10 protein-coding genes and 1 pseudogene are annotated in these 19762 nt (G+C 40.0%); 4 read left to right on the top strand and 7 right to left on the bottom strand.

The window, feature by feature from the left end; genetic code table 11:
• Positions 1 to 254: 254 nt before the first annotated feature.
• The 4 genes and pseudogenes from dapF to RS893_RS18305 form a co-directional block, all read right to left on the bottom strand.
• A complete protein-coding gene (gene dapF, locus RS893_RS18320) occupies positions 255 to 1106 on the bottom strand; it encodes a diaminopimelate epimerase (protein WP_315786566.1) in 852 nt (283 codons plus the stop codon).
• Between the two features lie 21 nt (positions 1107 to 1127).
• Positions 1128 to 1896 (bottom strand): annotated as a pseudogene (locus RS893_RS18315) (class I SAM-dependent methyltransferase).
• A 596-nt stretch (positions 1897 to 2492) separates the two neighbouring features.
• Positions 2493 to 3845: a cysteine desulfurase-like protein gene (locus RS893_RS18310; RefSeq protein ID WP_315786563.1), complete on the bottom strand. Its 1353-nt coding sequence runs from the start codon at positions 3843 to 3845 to the stop codon at positions 2493 to 2495.
• 196 nt (positions 3846 to 4041) lie between these two features.
• The gene (locus tag RS893_RS18305; protein ID WP_016865922.1) at positions 4042 to 4296 is read right to left on the bottom strand and encodes a Calvin cycle protein CP12; all 255 of its coding nucleotides are present in this window, start codon (positions 4294 to 4296) and stop codon (positions 4042 to 4044) included.
• Positions 4297 to 4648: 352 nt separating this feature from the next.
• On the opposite strand from RS893_RS18305, the gene RS893_RS18300 reads away from it, so the two are divergent.
• The 3 genes from RS893_RS18300 to RS893_RS18290 all read left to right on the top strand — a co-directional run bounded on the left by RS893_RS18300 (position 4649) and on the right by RS893_RS18290 (position 13907).
• Positions 4649 to 5233: a DUF99 family protein gene (locus tag RS893_RS18300; protein WP_315786557.1), complete on the top strand. Its 585-nt coding sequence runs from the start codon at positions 4649 to 4651 to the stop codon at positions 5231 to 5233.
• 434 nt (positions 5234 to 5667) lie between these two features.
• A complete protein-coding gene (locus tag RS893_RS18295; RefSeq protein WP_315786554.1) occupies positions 5668 to 11877 on the top strand; it encodes a hybrid sensor histidine kinase/response regulator in 6210 nt (2069 codons plus the stop codon).
• 11 nt (positions 11878 to 11888) lie between these two features.
• A complete protein-coding gene (locus RS893_RS18290; RefSeq protein WP_315786551.1) occupies positions 11889 to 13907 on the top strand; it encodes an ATP-binding response regulator in 2019 nt (672 codons plus the stop codon).
• A 215-nt stretch (positions 13908 to 14122) separates the two neighbouring features.
• On the opposite strand, the gene RS893_RS18285 is transcribed toward RS893_RS18290, so the two are convergent.
• The 3 genes from RS893_RS18285 to RS893_RS18275 all read right to left on the bottom strand — a co-directional run bounded on the left by RS893_RS18285 (position 14123) and on the right by RS893_RS18275 (position 18791).
• Positions 14123 to 16642 (bottom strand): tetratricopeptide repeat protein, encoded by a 2520-nt coding sequence (locus tag RS893_RS18285; protein WP_315786549.1) that lies wholly within the window; start codon positions 16640 to 16642, stop codon positions 14123 to 14125.
• Positions 16643 to 17242: 600 nt separating this feature from the next.
• Positions 17243 to 17704 carry a hypothetical protein gene (locus tag RS893_RS18280; RefSeq protein WP_315786546.1) on the bottom strand — a complete coding sequence of 154 codons (462 nt, stop codon included), beginning with the start codon at positions 17702 to 17704 and terminating at the stop codon, positions 17243 to 17245.
• A gap of 67 nt (positions 17705 to 17771) precedes the next feature.
• Complete coding sequence (locus tag RS893_RS18275; protein ID WP_315786543.1) at positions 17772 to 18791, bottom strand: tetratricopeptide repeat protein; 1020 nt, start codon at positions 18789 to 18791, stop codon at positions 17772 to 17774.
• A 487-nt stretch (positions 18792 to 19278) separates the two neighbouring features.
• On the opposite strand from RS893_RS18275, the gene RS893_RS18270 reads away from it, so the two are divergent.
• Entirely contained in the window at positions 19279 to 19518 is a 240-nt protein-coding gene (locus RS893_RS18270) for a DUF3134 family protein (RefSeq protein WP_315786540.1), read from the top strand.
• Positions 19519 to 19762 lie beyond the last annotated feature (244 nt).

Genomic DNA, 19762 nt, shown 5'->3' with positions numbered 1-19762 from the left:
AGGCAGACGGCAGTTATATTGAAAATAAATTTTTGCCCTCTGTCACAGGGTTTAAAGGCACCATTATTTATTGATGAAAAGGGTAAAAGGATTTTTTTAGAGACTCCCAGAGTGAAGAAAAAAGACGTCCTTGTTTCAAACCCCTCAATTTATTAATAGGGTTCCCTTCTGCCATCTGCCTCCTGCCATCTGCCTTCTCATGTCAATTCTCAATCTTTCCGTTACAAGAGATCGCTGATGAAATTCTTTTGCTTTTAGTTCCCCTGATAATACATAAATAATTCTTCTGATAATTTTCCTTCACATATTTTGGTGACGGAACCTGTCATTAAAATTGTGAAGTCGTTTTTTATTTGGATATCAATCAAACCACCAGGCATTTTTACTGTAATCTCAGCATCACACAAACCCAGTCTATGGGCAACTGCGGCGGCGGCGCTGCTGCTACTACCAGAAGCTAGGGTGTAGCCAGCACCACGTTCCCAAATTTCGATTTGTATTTGATTGCGATTCAGAACTTTCATGAACTGAACATTGGTTCGATTGGGAAATGATGGATGGATTTCTAGCTTCGATCCATATTTCTGGACAAGGGTAGGCGTGATTTCTGGTAAAGGAATGACACAGTGTGGATTGCCAATCGTAGCAGCACAGAAGGCAAAAGTTTTGTCATCAACACAAATTGATTCTTCTATGACTTCTCTGCGATCGCCAGCAACTGGTATTTCATCACTCCAAAAGCTAACTTTCCCCATTTCAACCTGAACGATTTTACCCGCATCTTTAACTATAGACCGCACTATTCCACCAACGGTTTGAATTGTAAAAGATTCTTCGCTGACTAATCTTAAATCCCATAAATACCGGGAAAAAATACGCAAGCCGTTACCACTTTTCTCGGCTTCGCTACCATCAGGATTGAAAATGCGAAGTGCAAATTCTCCTGTTTTTGCAGGTAATGGCCCTAACAAAATACCATCGGCACCAATACCAAAATGACGATCGCAAATTACTTTGATTTCAACAGGTGTGAGGGGAAAGGGTAAATCTTGGGGATGAATTACTAAATAATCGTTACCGAGAGCATGATATTTATAAAACTTCACTATCTCAAAAATCCAGCTTAGCTATGCCTTAATAGCGACTACACGAATTCTACGGTAATCTGCCCACCACTTACCGTCTCGATACAGTGTAGGCTGCAAGCGTTCCTCAACAGCTTGGATGACTTTTGCTTGTTGTGTAGTAGAAAGTTCGCTCAAAAAGTGACTGGTGAAGAACATTTGTAGCCAATTGCCCATACCTGCACTGCCTGCTTCTAAAGGAGTTGGTCGGTGAAACAGTGTAGCATAGGTTACTTCTAGACCTTGATTTTCTAGTAGCGTTGCATACTCATTAATACTGGGAAAATACCAAGGATTAATTGTAGCTGAACAATTGTAACCTAATTCCAGCAAAGCATTTTGCAACGCCTGCATAATTGCTTTGATGTTTCCTTTCCTACCAAATTCAACTACCAGTCTGCCACCTGGTTTTAGGGCTTTGGAAATACAATTAATCACTGCATCTGCTTCTTTGATCCAATGCAACACAGCGTTAGAAAAAATAGCGTCTAGTGGCTGTTCAACTTGAAAGTCCCTAGCATCAGCAATATCAAATTGCAAGTGTGGATAGTTTTGTCTTGCTTTCTCAATCATGGCAGGAGAATGATCAATTCCCCGCACTTCAGCCCCAAATCTTGCTATCTTGTCAGTTAACTGCCCTGTACCGCAGCCAAGATCCAAGTAGGCGATCGCCTACTTGAGGAGAGAGTAGGTTAAGCAAATCTTCGCCGTACTGCCAAATAAATGCGTGTTGACCCTCGTAAAGGGTCGTATTCCAATGATTATTTAACATGAAAAATTCTCTGTTATGAATTAAGAGCAGACAGTATTTTTACTGATTGTGTGCTGTCAAACGGCTTAATTATTAAAGTAAAAAATTTTTTTTATTAATGTCCAATATATTTTTAATTAATGATTAATATTAATTAAGTATCAATCACCTTAGCAGTTGTTGGAAGAGACTTCCTGTGAAACAACTCCCCGACTTTTTTGAAAAATTGGGGAGTTGTTTGTATAAATTATTTCAACGCTTAAAGAAACTTTAACTATTTTTTAACTCTCCTGAGAAGCACATTTAGCGATCCCCGAGTAAAGATATAGAAGGACAAAAATACTACTCCAAACACACTACCATTCCGGGAAAATTCTCTCCCTAGAGTTGAGCTTTTCCTGGATTAGACAATTTCTGCAAAATCCACAAAAGGGGGTGAAGTAGTATGCTTTGTGACAGCTGTAGGCGTCAGCAATCCTGCTTGCCGATGCTATTTTCCAAAAATGATCCGCAGTTACAAAAAATGCTCAAAAATCTGAAAAGATGTGAGTTGCGTATAGCCAAGTAAAACTTTACTTACAGCGCGATCAGTGATCTTCAGGTTGTCACACTATAAATTATTTCGATAGCACCGCTATCTCACATAACTCTTCCAGCAACCGTCGAATTTCTGCCACCGTGTTGTAGTGTAATAGTCCAACTCGCACCAAACCACCACTAGCTTCTACTCCTAGCTTTTCAGTCAAGTTACTTGCGTAGAAATTGCCGTGCCAGGCAAAAATACCGCGATCGCCTAAGTTTTTTGCCACCATCTGGGGAGATTGCCCCTCTAGTCGGAATGCTACCGTTGGTGTCCGCCAAGCAAAGCGTGCTGGATCAGTAATACCGTAGATAGTTAGACCAGGAATCTCCAAAAGTCCAGAAATTAGGTGTTTACTAAGTTCTGCTTCATAATGCTGGATAGCTTTCATGGCAGTTACTAAAGCAGCACGCCGATTTGGAAAGGATGACGATGTTGAACGGCTGGGGGGACAGCGAAACGTTTCCCATTTGCCAGCATCAGCTTTGAGGAGATCATAAAGCAAGTGATTTTCTTTTGAAGGCGCGACTTGACAACCTATTTTTGCCAAATAATTAACTGCTGCCACCATCCCCGCTAATCCTTCGTGGTTAAGCGTACCAGTTTCCCAACGAGATGGGACTTCATCAGAAGCGGGGCGGACTTTGTAAGGTTGAAAACGGGCCAGATGTTCGTGTTTGCCGTAGAGAATCCCGACATGAGGCCCAAAAAATTTATAGGCAGAACAGACAAGAAAATCACAATCAAGTGATCGCACATCAATGGGCGCGTGGGGTGCGTAGTGGACTGCATCGACAAAAACTAACGCTCCGACTGCATGAGCCAGCTGTGCGATCGCTGCGATATCATTAATTGTACCGACAGCATTAGAAGCGTACCCAACTGCTACTAAACATGTGCGATCATTAATTTGTTGTTCGAGTTCGCTCCAGTTGAGAGTACAGTCTTCAACATTGATATCCACAAAACGCACAGTTGCACCACGTTCTGCTAATGCACACCAAGAAGAAACATTAGCATCGTGGTCAAGGCGTGTCACAATTATTTCATCACCAGGTTGAATTTCCCGACCAATAGCCCGACTTAAAGCAAACGTGAGCGTAGTCATGTTTGCACCAAAGACGATTTCAGTTGCGTCACATCCAAGTAAATCAGCCGCCGCAGTCCGGGCCGAATCAATCAGCGCATCTGTCCGCGCACTTGTAGCAAAAGCCCCGTGGGCATTAGCATTTGACCTCACCAGGTAATCTGCGATCGCATCTATTACTGACCCAGGTACTTGTGTACCTCCCGGCCCATCAAAAAAAATAACGGGTTGGTTATTAATTATTTGGGTCAATGCCGGAAACTGGGCACGAATCCTTTCGATATCAAGACCTGGTGCTTTCATAGCTGAGCGACTCCTGGCTTTGAGGCTAGTACTGCTCTGTTAGAAGTCAAATTTGAGCTTTTGTTAGAGAGTATGTTTAATTACACAGTACCTTACTAGTGCAAGCTGGCTTTTTACTTGATTTTAACTGCATAGTTATCTTTGCCATGTTGCACTAGTAATATTTTAACCTCTGCACCCTTACCATTGCCAGAAATTACACATCGTAAATTCGGCACTCATCCGCTTCTGGATGGTCTTGACAATAATTTTCTAAATAGGTTTGAGTTTTGGTTGAGTGTAAGCGGTGAGATTTTTCCGCTTGTAACTCTTCAACAATATCCCAAGCCACAGCACAAGCACTAGAGTTACTGCCATTTAGATCACAAGCTTCCCGTGCTTGTGCGATCGCTTCGACAATAGCTTGTTCAAGAGTTTTAGCCAAATTTTGTTCAGAAAGAGTATTAACCATGATGTTTCAGCTGAGTGTGCTGAGTATAAACAACAGACACCTTTACTATAGAAAGGCTGATATCAACATACAGTGGGATAAACCGTAAATTCTGTATACAAATTACCAGGTATGTAAGTTTTGTTTATCCTACTTTTTGAACAATCGTAGACGCGCTTTGCGCGGCTCCAAGGTAGAGTACCCGAAGGGCTTCTGTAAGGTACACAGATGCACACCGATACACACCGATAAAAATCATCCGTGTTCATCCGTGTTCATCGGTGTTCGCCCATTACTCACTTGTGCAACCTAGTTACAATCTTGTTGAACAATCGACTACAGATACACACCGATACACACAGATAGACCTACAATGGAACTAGAAGCTTTGTTGCGAAATCACCGCATTATTCGTGCTATAGGTTTTGATGATGCTCCCTTTATTCGTCATTCTCATAATCCAGTAGGAGTAGCAGGGGTTGTCTGTGCCAATACTCGATTTGAAGGTATGGTTTGGGGCGAGATAGAAGCTGATGGTTGGGATGCTACAGATATCCTGTGTGAGTTGCTACTTGAGAGCAAGTTTCTCCCCCAGTTGCATGTGGTGCTACTTGATGGTATTTCCCTGGGGGGATTTAATTTGGTAAATCTGCCCTTGTTAGCACAACGCTTGCAACGTCCTTGTATTGCTGTGATGCGACGCCAACCAGACTTAAATGCTATCAAGCAGGCTATGCAACGGCTACCACAACTGGAACGACGATTAGAAATATTACGCCAAGCTGGCTCTATCTACGAATATCCGCCTTTTTATTTTCAAGTATGTGGTGCTGATCCTCAAGTGAGCGTTCAAGTTCTGAAGCGCTTGACAGACTGTGGTCATGTACCGGAAGCACTACGCCTTGCACACCTAATCGCTGCTGCGGTTGTCAAAGGGGAAAGTGGACGACAAGCTTAGAAATGTAGATTCAGATATAGAAAGTAGCATAGCTCAGATCTTGCAAATTTGACAAATACACCACGGGCGGCTTCCCGCAGGGTACACAGATGGATTATGAGTTGACTGTCAAGTTAATCCTCAATTTTTATTTTCAAGCTAGATGTGAAATAAAGAAACCAATGAATTTTAGTTAGATAAGCACAGACTCAAATCAAAAAATACTAATGACTCTAACTTCTTGAGGAAGAGAAACCCTAGTATTTTTGATTGATTTTAGAATAGTTAAATTTTAATTAAATAATTTTACTTTCAATTAAACAATTCACTATTCAACCAAGATATAGAGCAACAATTGATGATGTTCCCAAAGCTCTATAGGAATATAACTTAAGAATTTATAATGTGAAACATAAGCATGTGTCCATTTATTAATCTTATATTAACTACAAAAAATGAATAACACTATTGCCGATTACAAAATTATTCAAGTTATTTATGAGGGTAATACTACCTGTGTTTATCGTGGTTTAAGAGAGTCAGACCAAACATCAGTAATTATTAAAATTCCCAAAACTCAACATCCTACCATAGAACAATTAACTAGATTCAGACATGAATATAAAATACTCCAGTCTTTAGAGATAGAAGGAATTGTTAAACCCCTAGCTTTAGAAAATTATCAAAATGGTCTAGCACTAATATTATCAGATTTTCAGGGAGAGTCTCTCAAAAGTTTTATTACAAAAGAAGACTTTGGACTCAGCGTTTTTTTGCAAATTGCAATTCAATTATCTACCACCCTCGCTCAGTTACATAAAAATAATATTATTCATAAAGATATCAAACCACAAAATATTCTCATTAATCAAAATATAGGTCAAGTCAAAATTATAGATTTTAGTATTTCATCATGTCTATCAACAGAAAGTTCGGTAGTTAGTTATCCCAATTTGCTTGAAGGCACTCTCGCCTACATGTCACCAGAACAAACTGGGAGGATGAACCGTTCGATTGACTACCGAACTGATTTTTATTCTTTGGGCGTTACTTTTTACGAAATGCTAACAGGACAGTTGCCTTTTCCAGCTACTGATCCTTTGGAATTAGTTCATTGTCACATTGCTAAAAGTCCTGTACCACCAAAAGAACTCAATCCAGAAATTCCCCAAGCAGTTTCTGCTATTGTGATGAAACTATTAGCCAAAACAGCTGAACAAAGATATCAAAGTGCCTTAGGACTAAAAGCTGATTTAGAAGAATGTCTGAGAAAACTGCAAGCGACTGGTGAAATTGAAAACTTTACTGTCGGTCAGGTTGATTTATACAGCCAATTTATTATTCCGCAAAAACTTTATGGTCGTGAAACAGAAGTTGCTACCTTAATTGATGCCTTTGAAAGAGTAGCAAACCCCCCTATGTCCCCCCTTATTAAGGGGGAAAACCCCCCTATGTCCCCCCTTAATAAGGAGGAAAACCCACCTATGTCCCCCCTTAATAAGGAGGAAAACCCACCTATGTCCCCCCTTAGTAAGGGGGGATTAAGGGGGGTAGAAATGATTTTAGTCAGTGGTTACTCAGGTATTGGTAAATCTTCCTTAGTCAATGAAGTTCATAAAACTATTGTCCGTCAGCAGGGTAATTTCATTTCTGGTAAATTTGATCAATTTAAGCGAAATATTCCCTATGCTTCCTTGATTCAAGCCTTTCAGGAATTGATGCAGCAATTGCTAACAGAAAGCCCTGAAAAAATAGCAGATTGGAAAATTAAAATCTTAAAAGCTGTCGGTGCAAACGGTCAAGTAATTATTGACGTTATTCCTGAAGTTGAACGGATTATTGGTTCTCAGCCAGCTGTTCCTCAATTAGGACTAACTGAAACCCAAAACCGATTTAATTGGATATTTCAACAATTCATTCATGTATTTTGTAAAAGAGAGCATCCGCTAGTACTCTTTTTGGATGACCTTCAGTGGGCAGATTCTGCTTCTTTAAAGTTAATTCAACTGCTTATAAATGACCCAGCTAGCCAATATTTCTTACTGATTGGAGCATATCGAGATAACGAAGTTAGTGCAACTCATCCATTAATGTTGACTTTGGAGGAAATTCAAAAATCTGGTGCAGTTGTCAACCATATTGTTCTCCAACCTTTAGATATTAACCATGTGAATCAATTGGTTAGCGATCTTCTCCATAGTGATACTTTGAAGACAAAACCCCTGGCTGATTTAGTATTTAACAAAACTCTGGGTAATCCCTTCTTCTTAACTCAGTTACTCAAATCTCTGTACCAGGAAAATCTGTTGATATTTAATTTTGAGCAAGGTTGCTGGCAATGGGATATTGAACTGCTTCAAGACATTAATATTACTGATAATGTTGTTGAGTTAATGGTCAAACAGATTCAAAAGCTGTCAGCAACAACAATTAATATTTTAAAATTAGCTGCTTGTATTGGAGATAAATTTACCTTAGATGTTCTGAGTATTGTTAATCAAAAATCATTATTAGAAACAGCAACAGATTTGTGGGAAGCTCTCCAAGATGGATTGATTGTGCCATTGAGTCAGTCCTATAAAATTCCTTTAGTTGTAACTGACGAGGAAAACGAAATACTAATAAATAAACAAGAACAACTGATTATTGCCTATAAATTTTTACATGACCGAGTGCAGCAAGCGGCTTATTCTCTGATTGCAGATTCACAGAAAAAAGAAACTCACCTCAAAATAGGTCAATTACTACTACAAAACACTACTATTGAAGAACGACAAGAAAATATTTTTGCTTTGGTTAATCAGCTAAATTATGGCACAGACTTACTCACCTTAGAGTCGGAAAAATACGAACTGGCTGAACTTAATCTCATCGCTGGTCAGAAAGCAAAAGCAGCGACGGCTTATGAGTCTGCTATCCGTTATCTCAAGCTGGGTTTGAAGTTATTGCCTGTAAATAGTTGGCAGAATCAGTATGAATTATCCTTGGCACTCTATGAGTCAGCAGTAGAAACAGCCTACCTGAATGGTGATTTTGAGCAGATGGAGAAATGGGCAACTATTGTCCTGCAACAGGCAAAAACCCCTATTGATAAAATGAAAGTCTATGAGGTAAAAATTCAAGCCTGCATGGCTCAAGTCAAACAGCTGCAAGCGATTAAGATTGGGTTACAGGCGCTAGAACTACTAGGGGTAAGATTAGCTGAGTCTCCAACAGACTTGGATATCCAGGAAATCTTGAACCAAACAGCAATAAATTTGGCAGGGAAAAACATAGAAGACTTGATTAACCTGCCGTTAATGACACAGGTAGATAAGCTAGCAGCTATACGTATGCTGACAAGTATGGGTTCTCCTACCTATCAAGCTGCACCTACATTGTTTCCGTTAGTTATATGCGAACAGGTGAATTTATCTATTAAATATGGAAATTCACCCTTCTCGGCTTATGGCTATGTTTGTTACGGGGTCATTTTAAACGGTATAGTTCAGGACATTGAATCGGCTTATAAATTTGGGAAGTTGGCTTTAAGCCTAGTGGAACGCTTCAACGCCTTAGAAATAAATACCAGTGTATTTTTTGTAGCCGGAGCATGTACGATGCATGGCAAAGTTCATGTTAGAGAAACTTTGCCACTTTTACAGGATGGTTACTCCTATGGACTAGAAAACGGACATTTTGAATATGGTGGCTATGCCGCTATGCAAAAATGTCAATATTCCTATTACATTGGTCAGGAACTGCCAAGACTCGAACAAGAAATGGCAACAACCAGTAATGCCCTGGCTCAACTTAAACAAGAAAACGCTTTAAGCTGGAATCAAATCTTTCAACAGTCAGTTATTAACTTGCTTGAACCTTGTGAAAATTCTTGTTGTTTACTGGGTAAAGTGTACAACGAGGAGAAAGCATTACCACTTCTTAAGAAGGCTAATGATAGAACAGGACTCCACTATTTTTATTTAAACAAACTTATCCTTTGTTATCTATTTGAACAGTACCATCAAGCATTGGAAAATGCAGTTCAAGCTGAGCAATATTTAGATGGAGTGAAAGCATTTCTTGCTGTACCAGTGTTCTATTTCTATGATGCTTTAGTAAAACTTGCAATATATCCATTAGTGTCATCTTCACAACAAGAATATTTCTTAAATGGAGTAATTAGTAATCAGGAAAAAATGCAAAAATGGGCAGACCATGCTCCGATGAATTTTCAGCATAAATATGACTTGGTGGAAGCAGAGAAAGGGCGGGTATTAAGTCAATCTTGGCAAGCAATGGAATATTATGACCGAGCCATTGCTGGTGCTAAGGAGCAGGGATACATCCAAGAAGAAGCATTAGCTAATGAACTGGCAGCAAAATTTTATTTTGAGCTTGGTAGAGAAAAGGTTGGTCAAACCTATCTAATTGATGCTTACTATGGATATATTCGCTGGGGAGCAACAGCGAAAGTTGGAGATTTGGAAGCAAGATATCCTCAAATTTTCTCTCGCATCTCAGACAGAAAAACCCAAGAAATAGAAAAGAATTGGTTAATTGACTCTACGAGTACAAAGATTCCCGTAGGTTTCGATTTAGCCGCAGTTAAAAAAGCTTCGCAAGCTCTTTCTGGCGAAATTGTTTTAGATAAGTTGCTGACTAAATTGATGCATATTGTCATTGAAAATGCTGGTGCAGAAATAGGATTTTTGATTTTAGAAAAAGCAGGAAGTTTGTTTGTAGAAGCTGCGGGAAGATTTGACCAAGATGAGATAAATGTGCAGCAATCGATGCCTGTAGATTCTAGTCAGGAGTTACCAATATCTGTAATTAATTATGTGCATCGAACTCACCAAAATGTTGTTTTAAATGATGCGACTCTTGAGGGAGTTTTTACAACTGATAGCTATATCATTAATCACCAACCAAAATCTATATTGTGTACGCCAATTATTAATCAAGGTAAACTGATTGGCATTCTTTACTTAGAAAATAATTTGATTATTGGAGCATTTACACCAGAAAGATTAAAAGTTTTACAACTGTTATCTTCTCAAGCAGCAATCTCAATTGAAAATGCACGTCTTTATAATGATTTGGAGGAATCCAATCGCACGCTAGAAGCAAAAGTACAACAGCGAACCCTAGAGTTGGAAGCCAAAAATTTACAACTACAACAGGAAATTCGCGATCGCCAACGTGCAGAAGAAACAGCCGAAGCCGCCAACCGTGCTAAAAGTGAATTCCTGGCTAACATGAGCCATGAACTCCGCACCCCGCTTAATGGTATTTTGGGTTATGCTCAAATTTTCCAGAAAAGTAAAAATTTAACTGAACAGCAAATAAATGGTGTAAACATTATTTATCAATGTGGTGAACACTTACTCACATTAATTAACGATATTTTAGACGTCTCAAAAATTGAAGCTCGGAAAATGCAACTTTATCCCAAAGAATTTCATTTTCCAGCTTTTTTGGATAATCTTATGCAAATGTGCTGCATTAATGCCCATAAGAAAGGAATTTCTTTAGTTTACAAAGTATTATCTCCCTTACCAAGAATTGTCCGAGCCGATGAAAAACGCTTGCGCCAAATATTGATTAATTTAATTAGCAATGCCATCAAGTTTACAGAAAAAGGTAGTATAACTTTCACAGTGGATGTGATAGGTGATAGGAAAGGGACAATAGGAAAGGAAGAAAAACCGAACCAATTACCAATTACTAAAATTCGCTTTCAATTAGAAGATACAGGGATTGGTATTGCACCAGATAAATTAGAAGAAATATTTCTGCCATTCCAGCAGGTGGGTGAGGATAGTCGTAAGACAGAAGGAACAGGATTAGGATTGGCAATTAGCCGTCAATTAGTGCAAATGATGGGCGGTGAACTGAAAGTAAAGAGTAGTTTAGGTAAAGGGAGTATTTTTTGGGTCGATTTGAATTTACCAGAGGTTGCTCAACAAACTCATGCTCAGAATGCCGATGAGCGTAATATTATTCGCTTTGTTGGTGCTAAACGCAAAGTTTTAGTTGTAGATGATAAATTGGCAAATCGCTCTGTATTGGTCAATATATTACAGCCTTTGGGATTTGAAGTCATAGAAGCAACAAATGGTTTAGATGGTTTGAACAAAGCACAAAAATTTAAGCCAGATGTGATTTTTATGGACTTAGTGATGACAGTCATGGATGGCTTTGAAGCTACTCGTCGCCTGAGAAATTTACCAGAACTAAAGGAAGTAGTAATAATTGCCGTCTCGGCTAGCGTTTTTGAGTTTGATCAAAAACAGAGTATAGGAGTGGGTTGTGATGATTTTCTCTCCAAACCAGTGCGGGTAGCGGAGGTTTTAGAAAAATTACGGGTTCACTTGGGGTTGGAATGGGTTTATGAAGAGGCAAGAAGTAATGGGCAACAGCAGGAAGATATTGAGCCAAAATCTCAAATTTCCATTCTCGCTCAGGAGTCTCAACAAGAGCTAAAATTTATTGCTCCACCAGCAGAAGAGCTAGCTATTTTGCTAGATTTAGCAATGAGGGGTGATATCAAAAGTATTGCTCAAAAAGCCGCTGAATTAGAGAAATTGGATGCAAAATTGCTTCCTTTTGCCAGGTATTTACGCCAACTTGCCAAAGGTTTTAAAGGTAAGAAAATTTTAGAATTTCTCAAAAAATATTCATAATAAGAGGATTTATGAAAACTGATTTAAATCAAAAGGGTGTCATCCTGATTGTGGATGACACTCCCACCAACCTCGAAATGTTATTTGATTTTTTAGGAGATTCTGGATTTACAGTCTTAGTTGCAGAAGATGGTGAAAGTGCGATCGCCAGAGCAGAATACGCCCCACCCGACCTGATACTCTTAGATATACTCATGCCAGAAATGGACGGTTTTGAAACATGCCGTCGTTTGAAAGGCAATGAATTAACAAAAGATATTCCCATCATTTTCATGACTGCGCTTTCCGACACAGTAGATAAAGTAAAAGGTTTAAACCTTGGTGCAGTCGATTATATTACCAAGCCGCTTCAGCACGAAGAAGTTTTAGCCCGCATCGAACTACATCTGAAACTGCGGAATTTGACGAAGGAACTCCAAGAACAAAATCTGCATCTAGAAGCAGAGATTTCTGAACGTAAGCAAGCAGAACAAAAAATCCGCGAACAAGCTGCTTTGCTGGATATCGCTACAGATGCGATTATCTTGCGCGACTGGGACAATATCATTCATTATTGGAACCAAGGGGCTGAGCATTTATACGGATGGCAGGCGCAAGAAGCGATTGGTAAGAATGCTAATCAGCTTTTATATAAACCAGAAACTGTTTCGCAACTGCAAAACATCCATAAAAATTTAGCCAAGTCTGGTTCGTGGCAAGGTGAATTGCATCAGATTACTAAAGAAGGCAAAGCAATTATCGTTGCTAGTCGCTGGACTTTGATGCGTGATAAAGACGGGCAGCCAAAATCGATTCTGACAGTTAACACCGACATTACAGAGAAAAAACTACTCGAAAGTCAATTTCTGCGCGCCCAAAGATTAGAGAGTGTTGGTACACTTGCTGGTGGTATTGCCCATGACCTGAATAATATACTGACTCCAATTTTGACAGCATCCCAACTACTGCAACTAAAATACTCTAACATCGATGAACGCAGTCAACAATTATTTAAGACTATAGAATCTAACGCCAAACGTGGGGCTGCTTTGGTGAAGCAAGTGTTGCACTTTACCCGTGGTGTGGAAGGCAAGCGTACAATTGTGCAAGTAAATCACTTGTTCTCGGAAATTAAGCAAATTGTCGAAGAGACATTTCCCAAATCCATTGAACTTGCTACGAATATCAAGCCAGACCTTTGGGCTGTGATTGGAGATGCTACCAACTTGCATCAGGTGATCATGAATTTAGTAGTCAACGCCCGTGATGCTATGCCCAATGGTGGAACTTTGAGTATTTCTGCCGAAAATCTCTTTATTGATCAACAATACGCCCGCATGAATCTTGATGCCTGTGTTGGCCCGTACATTGCAATTACTATTGCAGATACGGGAATTGGGATGCCAACAGAAATACTAGATAGAATATTTGAGCCGTTTTTCACTACTAAAGAGATTGGCAAAGGTACAGGTTTGGGTCTTTCCACCGTCAGGGGCATTATTAAAGGTTTCGGTGGTTTTGTGAACGTGTTCAGTCAAGTGGGTAAAGGAACTGAATTTAAAGTATTCTTGCCAGCAGTCGAAGCAGCTGTAATACCGCTATCAGAAGACTTAGAACTGCTAAAAGGAAACGGAGAATTAGTTTTAGTTGTTGATGACGAAGCCAAAATTCTTGAGACTACCAAAATCTCGTTAGAAACTTATAACTATCGAGTGATAACAGCTAAGGATGGAATTGAAGCGATCGCACTTTATGCCCAGTATCAAGATGATATTAGCATTGTGTTGATGGATATGATGATGCCATTAATGGACGGTGTAACTACAACTCGCACCTTACAAAAAATCAATTCCCAAGTCAAAATTATTGCTGTCAGTGGTTTAGCAACCAACGATAAACTGATGGGAAATGCCGCAGTGAAAGGGTTTCTTGCTAAACCGTACACGACTAAAGAATTATTACAAACTTTACACAGTGTTCTGCACCAAGAATCAATGAGTGTAGAGAGTGAAAAGCAGTGGAAACATGGAGTAAGGGGTATAAGGGTGTAAGAGGAAATAAGAGTTTTTCTGAAATTACCTCTGATGTGATTAATCATTGTTTCTTAGAGAAGCGATACAAATAATCTATCTGTGTCCATCTGTGTGTATCGGTGTACCCTACCTTGAAGCCTATGAGCGCGTCTACGATTAATCAAAGATTTAGCGGTTTGCGATGAAGTTCAGTAGAGGAAAAACGAACACCGATTTATCCTGCGAACTCCACATTAACCCAAGCGACGAAAGATCAAAGTCAAACTTTTAACTAATGACCAGGGTAGAGAGAACAAGATTTGCCCACAACCTAGCGAACGCATCCAAACAGAAGCAGAGGTATGCTGGTGTTGCAGGATTGTCAAATTTTCTCGAATTTTCACTGTCCAAGGATGATCAACTCCTAACACTCGTTCACACATCACCAAGGCTTCCTGTAAGAGGGGTTTGGCTTCGGCATATCGCCCTTGAGAACGGTAGAGTGAAGCTAAATTGTTCAAGCTAGTAGCTACGTCAGGATTGTCGCCTTCATAGAGGTGCTTTCTCATTTCTAGGGCTTCTTGAAAAAGAAGTTCGGCTTCGGCATATCGCCCTTGGCTATTGTAGAGTGAAGCTAAATTATTTAAGCTTTGTGCCACGTCGGGGTGGTCGTGTTCATACAGCCGTTTTCTCATTGCAAGGGCTGCAATGTAAAGGGGTTCGGCTTCGCTGTACCGCGCTTGGCTATTGTAGAGTAAAGCTAAGTTGTTCAAGCTTTGTGCTATGTCGGGATTGTCGCCTTCATACAGCCGCTTTCTGATTGCCAAAGCTTCGGTGTAAAGAGGTTCGGCTTCGCTGTACCGCCCTTGAATTTTGTAAATGCTTGCTAAACTGTTCAAGCTTTGTGCCACGTCTGGATGGTCGTCTTCATACAGCCGCTTTCTGATTGCCAAAGCTTCGGTGTAAAGAGGTTCGGCTTCGCTGTACCGCCCTTGAATTTTGTAAATACTTGCTAAACTGTTCAAGCTTTGTGCTAAGTCTAGATGATCGCCTGCATACAGCCGCTTTCTGATTGCCAAAGCTTCAGTGTAAAGAGGTTCGGCTTCGCTGTACTGCCTTTGGCTTTTATAAAGCCTTGCTAATCCGTTCAAGGTTTGTGCTAAGTCGGGATGATCACCTTCATACAGGCGGTTTCTCATGACCAAAGCTTCAGTGTAGAGAGGTTCGGCTTCGGTATAACGCCTTTGGGAACAGTAGAGTTCCGCTAATCCGTTCAAACTAGTAGCTAAGTCGGGATGGTCATTAGTAAACAAAGCTTGACAAATTTTTAGACATTCCTCATACCAAGGTTCTGCTAGTTTATATAATCCCTGTCCTTTGTAAAATTTTCCTATCCCTACAAATACCCAAGTGAATTCATCTACCAAGGTACAAACAGGTGTTTCCCTAAACTCTACAATTAAACGCCTTCCCAGGTCTTCAAGATAGGGAATGATAGCTTTAAAGAATTTTACATCCTTAAGGGTGAGGGAATCAGGGATAGTTTTGGCAATAGCGATCGCATGATTGGTAAAAATTTTTTCTAGGACTAACTTCATTTCCCCAGATGCTGCTAACTGTTCCTGTAAGAACAAGCGCAATAAAGAATGAATTTCATAACATTTTTCTCTGTGTTTTACCTGTTGTAGCAAGTTGCGATCGCAAAGTTGTTTTTTGGCTTTGTTTAATTCATCTTCTGACCAACTTAGCTGTTTGTGTTGTTCTTGCTTTGCTGGTTCTCCATTTCTTGTCGCAATCCAAACCACCAAATCCCAAAGAACCAACTCGGGAGAAAATAAACTCAATAATTTTCCTAGTTGTTGCGCTAAGGGGTCGAGTTCTGACCAAGTTAAAGCAAAAGCGGTTTTGACTCCCCGTTGCGATGAACTAAGATTATGCTGTTGCTGGAAGGCTGCATCTGCTAATTTCTGGTCTTGCAACCGCCGAAACATGTTATCTAGAGATAGTTCCGGGTTTTGAACTAAATAACCCCCCACTAACTCTATCCCTAAAGGGAAATATCTTAGAAATTCGCAGATTGCAGCTGCGGCTTCTGGTTCATTGGCGATGCGTTTGTTTTGTTCTCCTAGCAGCTTTTGAAAAAGTTCTAATGCTTTTCCTGGTTCTTTTTGGGGTGAGAGAACATTTAAGGAAATCTCTTGAATAAAATGGGGGTCTAAATACCGTAGCTTTGTAGTTACCAGGACTCGGAAGCGCTTCTCGGTGGGGACGACTTCGCGGAGATTGGCAAGATCGGTAACGTTATCGAAAATAATTAAGATGGGCAAGGAAGATTCGGGATATTTAGACCAACACCAGGCAACTTGTTCATTGAGACTTAAAAGTCTTCTTCCTGATTCCTGGGGAATCTCCAAACCAAACTGTAAGCGAAACAATTGCAAAATTTCTGCGGTGAGATTGGTTTGGCTGGCGTTAAACCAAGCTATTCCCCCATACACATCTTCATATTGTCTAGCGTATTGGGTGACTAATTCGGTTTTACCTACGCCTTCCATCCCTACTACAGCGACATTATTTCCCTGCTGCAACTCTTGATGGACAATTGCCAGTTCCTGTTCTCGCCCCACAAAATGAACAGAACCGCGATCGGGGATAAGTTTTGTGGGCAATAACCGCTTTTGCCCCATATGAATCTGAGTTCCAATGTTAACTTGATTACCAGGGTGAGCAAAACCGCTAGTTTTGTCAGTGAAGTTCCTAAAGTCTTCAGGCATGTATAAAATTAACTGCCGTTAAAGTAAATTGATTGATATTAAATGGTGGTTGTTGCCCCTGGTATCATAAAGATACCAAGTTTTGGTGCTAATTTTTGCAGATTAAATATAGTAAAGAATTTCAGTAACTTAAAATTCCTAGATCAGAACTTTCCAGTTCTGATTTAAAACAGGAAATTTTTAACTTCAAACGAGAAATGTCACACTTAAAACAGGAATTTTTTTACTTCAAACAAGAAGCTTTTCACTTGAAACAGAAAATTTCTTATTTGAAATGAGAAGCGCCACGTTTGAAACTGGAAACTTTTCATTTGAAATAAGAAATGCCACGTTCGCAGTATAGATGAGATGATTAACGAACACCGATGCACACAGATGAACACAGATGGGTTATCGCCTTGTACTGTGTTCATCTGTGTACCTTACGGAAGCCCTCCGGGTTTGTCAGGTGCTTTATGCCGGGGAACCCGTCCACCGCACTGACTCACCGCTTGCGCGTCTACGATTTCAAAAACAATCATTCACGCCAGGTTTTGGCATAACCAAACATGAAAATTCTTACCCCTTCTGCCATCTGCCCTCTGCCCTCTGCCTTCTGCCTTATGATTGCTGGACTTTGCGATTTTTCCGGGCAAAGCGTTGTCCCATATCATCTAAAGCCACATCTAAACCAGTACCTTTACCACTAGCTTTAGCATAGTTATATACTAATAACCCAGCTGCGTAGGCTTCACTACCAACAGCAACAAAGGTATCATCTAGCAATTCTTGCAGTTGGGTAATCGATAGCAAAATAGGATACAAAGCTTCAAATAGTTCGACATCGCGGCGCATTTCATCCACATCAAATGATCGAGGCAGAAAGTCTGGATTCTGGACAGCGACTTCCAATGCCTTACTGACAAATGCCCGGCTTTTATCGCCTAGCTTTGGTAAAGATTTACGCTCTTCGGTTGTTAAATCAATCAAAAACGGTAACTTGGCTTTGATGGTTGCGATCGCTTGCATTACTGCTTCTCTATCTGTCTGGGAAATATTGGCACTGATGCGATTAGCTGTCATGTATATTACTCCTTGGGAGACTAAATTCAGTGTTCCCAAAATTAGACAAGCGATCGCACCTGTAAAATTATTGTGTTAAAACAGACTGCAACAACTGCCGCAGAGACTGAGCCTGTGTATGATTGGGGAAGATAGTTAAAAAATCATCCAAGTCACGGATTGCTTCCTGGATATGCTGCAAACTTGCACTCTGAGAGAGAGCATACCTATATAACTGCTCTGCTGTGGGGGTATAATCAACAGCCAGATAGTAAAGAGCCAAATTAAAAGTATTTTGCCAATCTTGAAAGTTTTGTTTGTAACGCTCTTTAGCAACTTTCACAGAACTAGCAAAGTCAGACCGTGCTTTGTCTGGTTGCTTCAGAGTTTGGTAGGCTAAAGCTCGAACATACAAACACCAGTCATTATTAGGTTCCAACTCTATAGCCCTGTTAAAATCTGCAAGAGCAGCGTTGTATCGTTTCAGCATCAGGTAAACTTCACCCCGAGTCACTAGCACCCAGGCATAATTAGGGTTAAGTTCAATAGCACAGTCAAAGTCTTTGAGTGCTTGTTTGTAGCGCTGCATCAACCGATAAGTTTCACCCCGCCCAGCTAACGCCCAAGCATTACCAGGATTAAGTTTGATAGCACGGTCAAAGTCTTTAAGGGCTTGTTTGTAACGCTGCATAGATTGATAAGTTTGACCCCGGCTTGCCAACACCCAATCTAAATTAGAATTAATTTTAATCGCACGGTTAAAGTCTTTAAGTGCTTCTTCGTAGCGCTGCATAGATTGGTAAGTCTGACCCCGACTCGCCAGTGCCCAGTCACAGTTAGGATTAAGTGCGATCGCACGGTTAAAATCTAGGAGTGCTTTTTCGTAGTTCTGCATTAAACGGTAAGTTTCACCCCGAATTGCCAGCGCCTCAGTAAAATTGGGGTCAAGTTCAATGACGCGGTCAAAATCTTTTAAGGCATCCCCATAGCGTTGCATGAATTGGTAAATTTGACCCCGACGCACTAACGTAGAAATGTGATTAGGATTAATTTTAAGAGTGCGGTCAAACTCTTTGAGGGCTTTCTTGTAATTATTAATAACAAGCATTCCTGCTTTGCAACTTGAATATATTTTTTCACTACATTATGTTTAATGTATTTGCTGCGTACAGCTAAACTATCTATGTATAACTGTGTGCATTTGTGTGCATCGGTGTACCCTGCCTTAAGTCGCTTGCGCGTCTGCGATTGATAAAATATATTTTTTGCTCATAGTCTTAACCCCCATTCAGTAAAAATAAAATTACGTAGGGTGTGTTAGGCGCATATTTTGATCTAGTTTTTCACGAAAAACATTATATGAGTGCCTAACGCACCATCAGATCTGATGGTGCGTTAGGCTGAAGCCATAACGCAACGGCAATAAAGCGGGAGGAACATCCACGCCGCTTTTTGCCTCCCCTACTTAAGATTTACTAAGAGTAAATCAAACTACTACCAAAGTAATAGAAAAAATACTACACTCGACAGTTCCAAACAGCTTATATCTAAAATTTATGATCTAAAATAACAGAGCCTTATGGGGGAAAGTAAATATGGTGAAACAGTTGAACTCTGCTCTCCATGAAGAACCCCGTAATCAGCGTACTTATGTTATTCCCCTAAAGCAAGAGAATTCCTTTTTAGAATGGTTGCGAGATAGTGGTCGATTAATACCACGAGGTGAAGAGGAATATTATGCTTACGATGAAGAGGAAGAAGAAGAAATAGCTGAGATCGTGGGTCACGACACCTATAGTTTTGAAGAAGAGACAATAGAGGAACTAGAGGATTAAGATCGTGTCCGTTGAAAAACTTATGTTATGCGTTGGGGTCGGTAATGGGTAATGGGTAATCGGTAATTGGTTTAAAACAATCTTCCCTACCAATTCCTAACGACAAAACAAGATTTCATAAGCAATTAACCGGACTTGATATCAAGTTCTCTAATACAAACAAAAAAAGTGCTGGCAATAGAAAATTAGAGAAACCACTCTACTTAATCTATTGCCAGCTAACTTTTGCGATTATACAGACACA

It is taken from the genome of Fischerella sp. JS2 (genome assembly GCF_032393985.1).
Lineage (GTDB): Bacteria > Cyanobacteriota > Cyanobacteriia > Cyanobacteriales > Nostocaceae > Fischerella.
This window is presented reverse-complemented; position numbering and strand designations above follow the sequence as displayed.

What these genes read in the sequence shown, in the direction of transcription:
- RS893_RS18310 (WP_315786563.1), bottom strand. Translation starts at nt 3,845, where the DNA reads ATGAAAGCACCAGGTCTTGATATCGAAAGGATTCGTGCCCAGTTTCCG.
- RS893_RS18305 (WP_016865922.1), bottom strand. Translation starts at nt 4,296, where the DNA reads ATGGTTAATACTCTTTCTGAACAAAATTTGGCTAAAACTCTTGAACAA.
- RS893_RS18300 (WP_315786557.1), top strand. Translation starts at nt 4,649, where the DNA reads ATGGAACTAGAAGCTTTGTTGCGAAATCACCGCATTATTCGTGCTATA.
- RS893_RS18295 (WP_315786554.1), top strand. Translation starts at nt 5,668, where the DNA reads ATGAATAACACTATTGCCGATTACAAAATTATTCAAGTTATTTATGAG.
- RS893_RS18290 (WP_315786551.1), top strand. Translation starts at nt 11,889, where the DNA reads ATGAAAACTGATTTAAATCAAAAGGGTGTCATCCTGATTGTGGATGAC.
- RS893_RS18285 (WP_315786549.1), bottom strand. Translation starts at nt 16,642, where the DNA reads ATGCCTGAAGACTTTAGGAACTTCACTGACAAAACTAGCGGTTTTGCT.
- RS893_RS18280 (WP_315786546.1), bottom strand. Translation starts at nt 17,704, where the DNA reads ATGACAGCTAATCGCATCAGTGCCAATATTTCCCAGACAGATAGAGAA.
- RS893_RS18275 (WP_315786543.1), bottom strand. Translation starts at nt 18,791, where the DNA reads ATGCTTGTTATTAATAATTACAAGAAAGCCCTCAAAGAGTTTGACCGC.
- RS893_RS18270 (WP_315786540.1), top strand. Translation starts at nt 19,279, where the DNA reads ATGGTGAAACAGTTGAACTCTGCTCTCCATGAAGAACCCCGTAATCAG.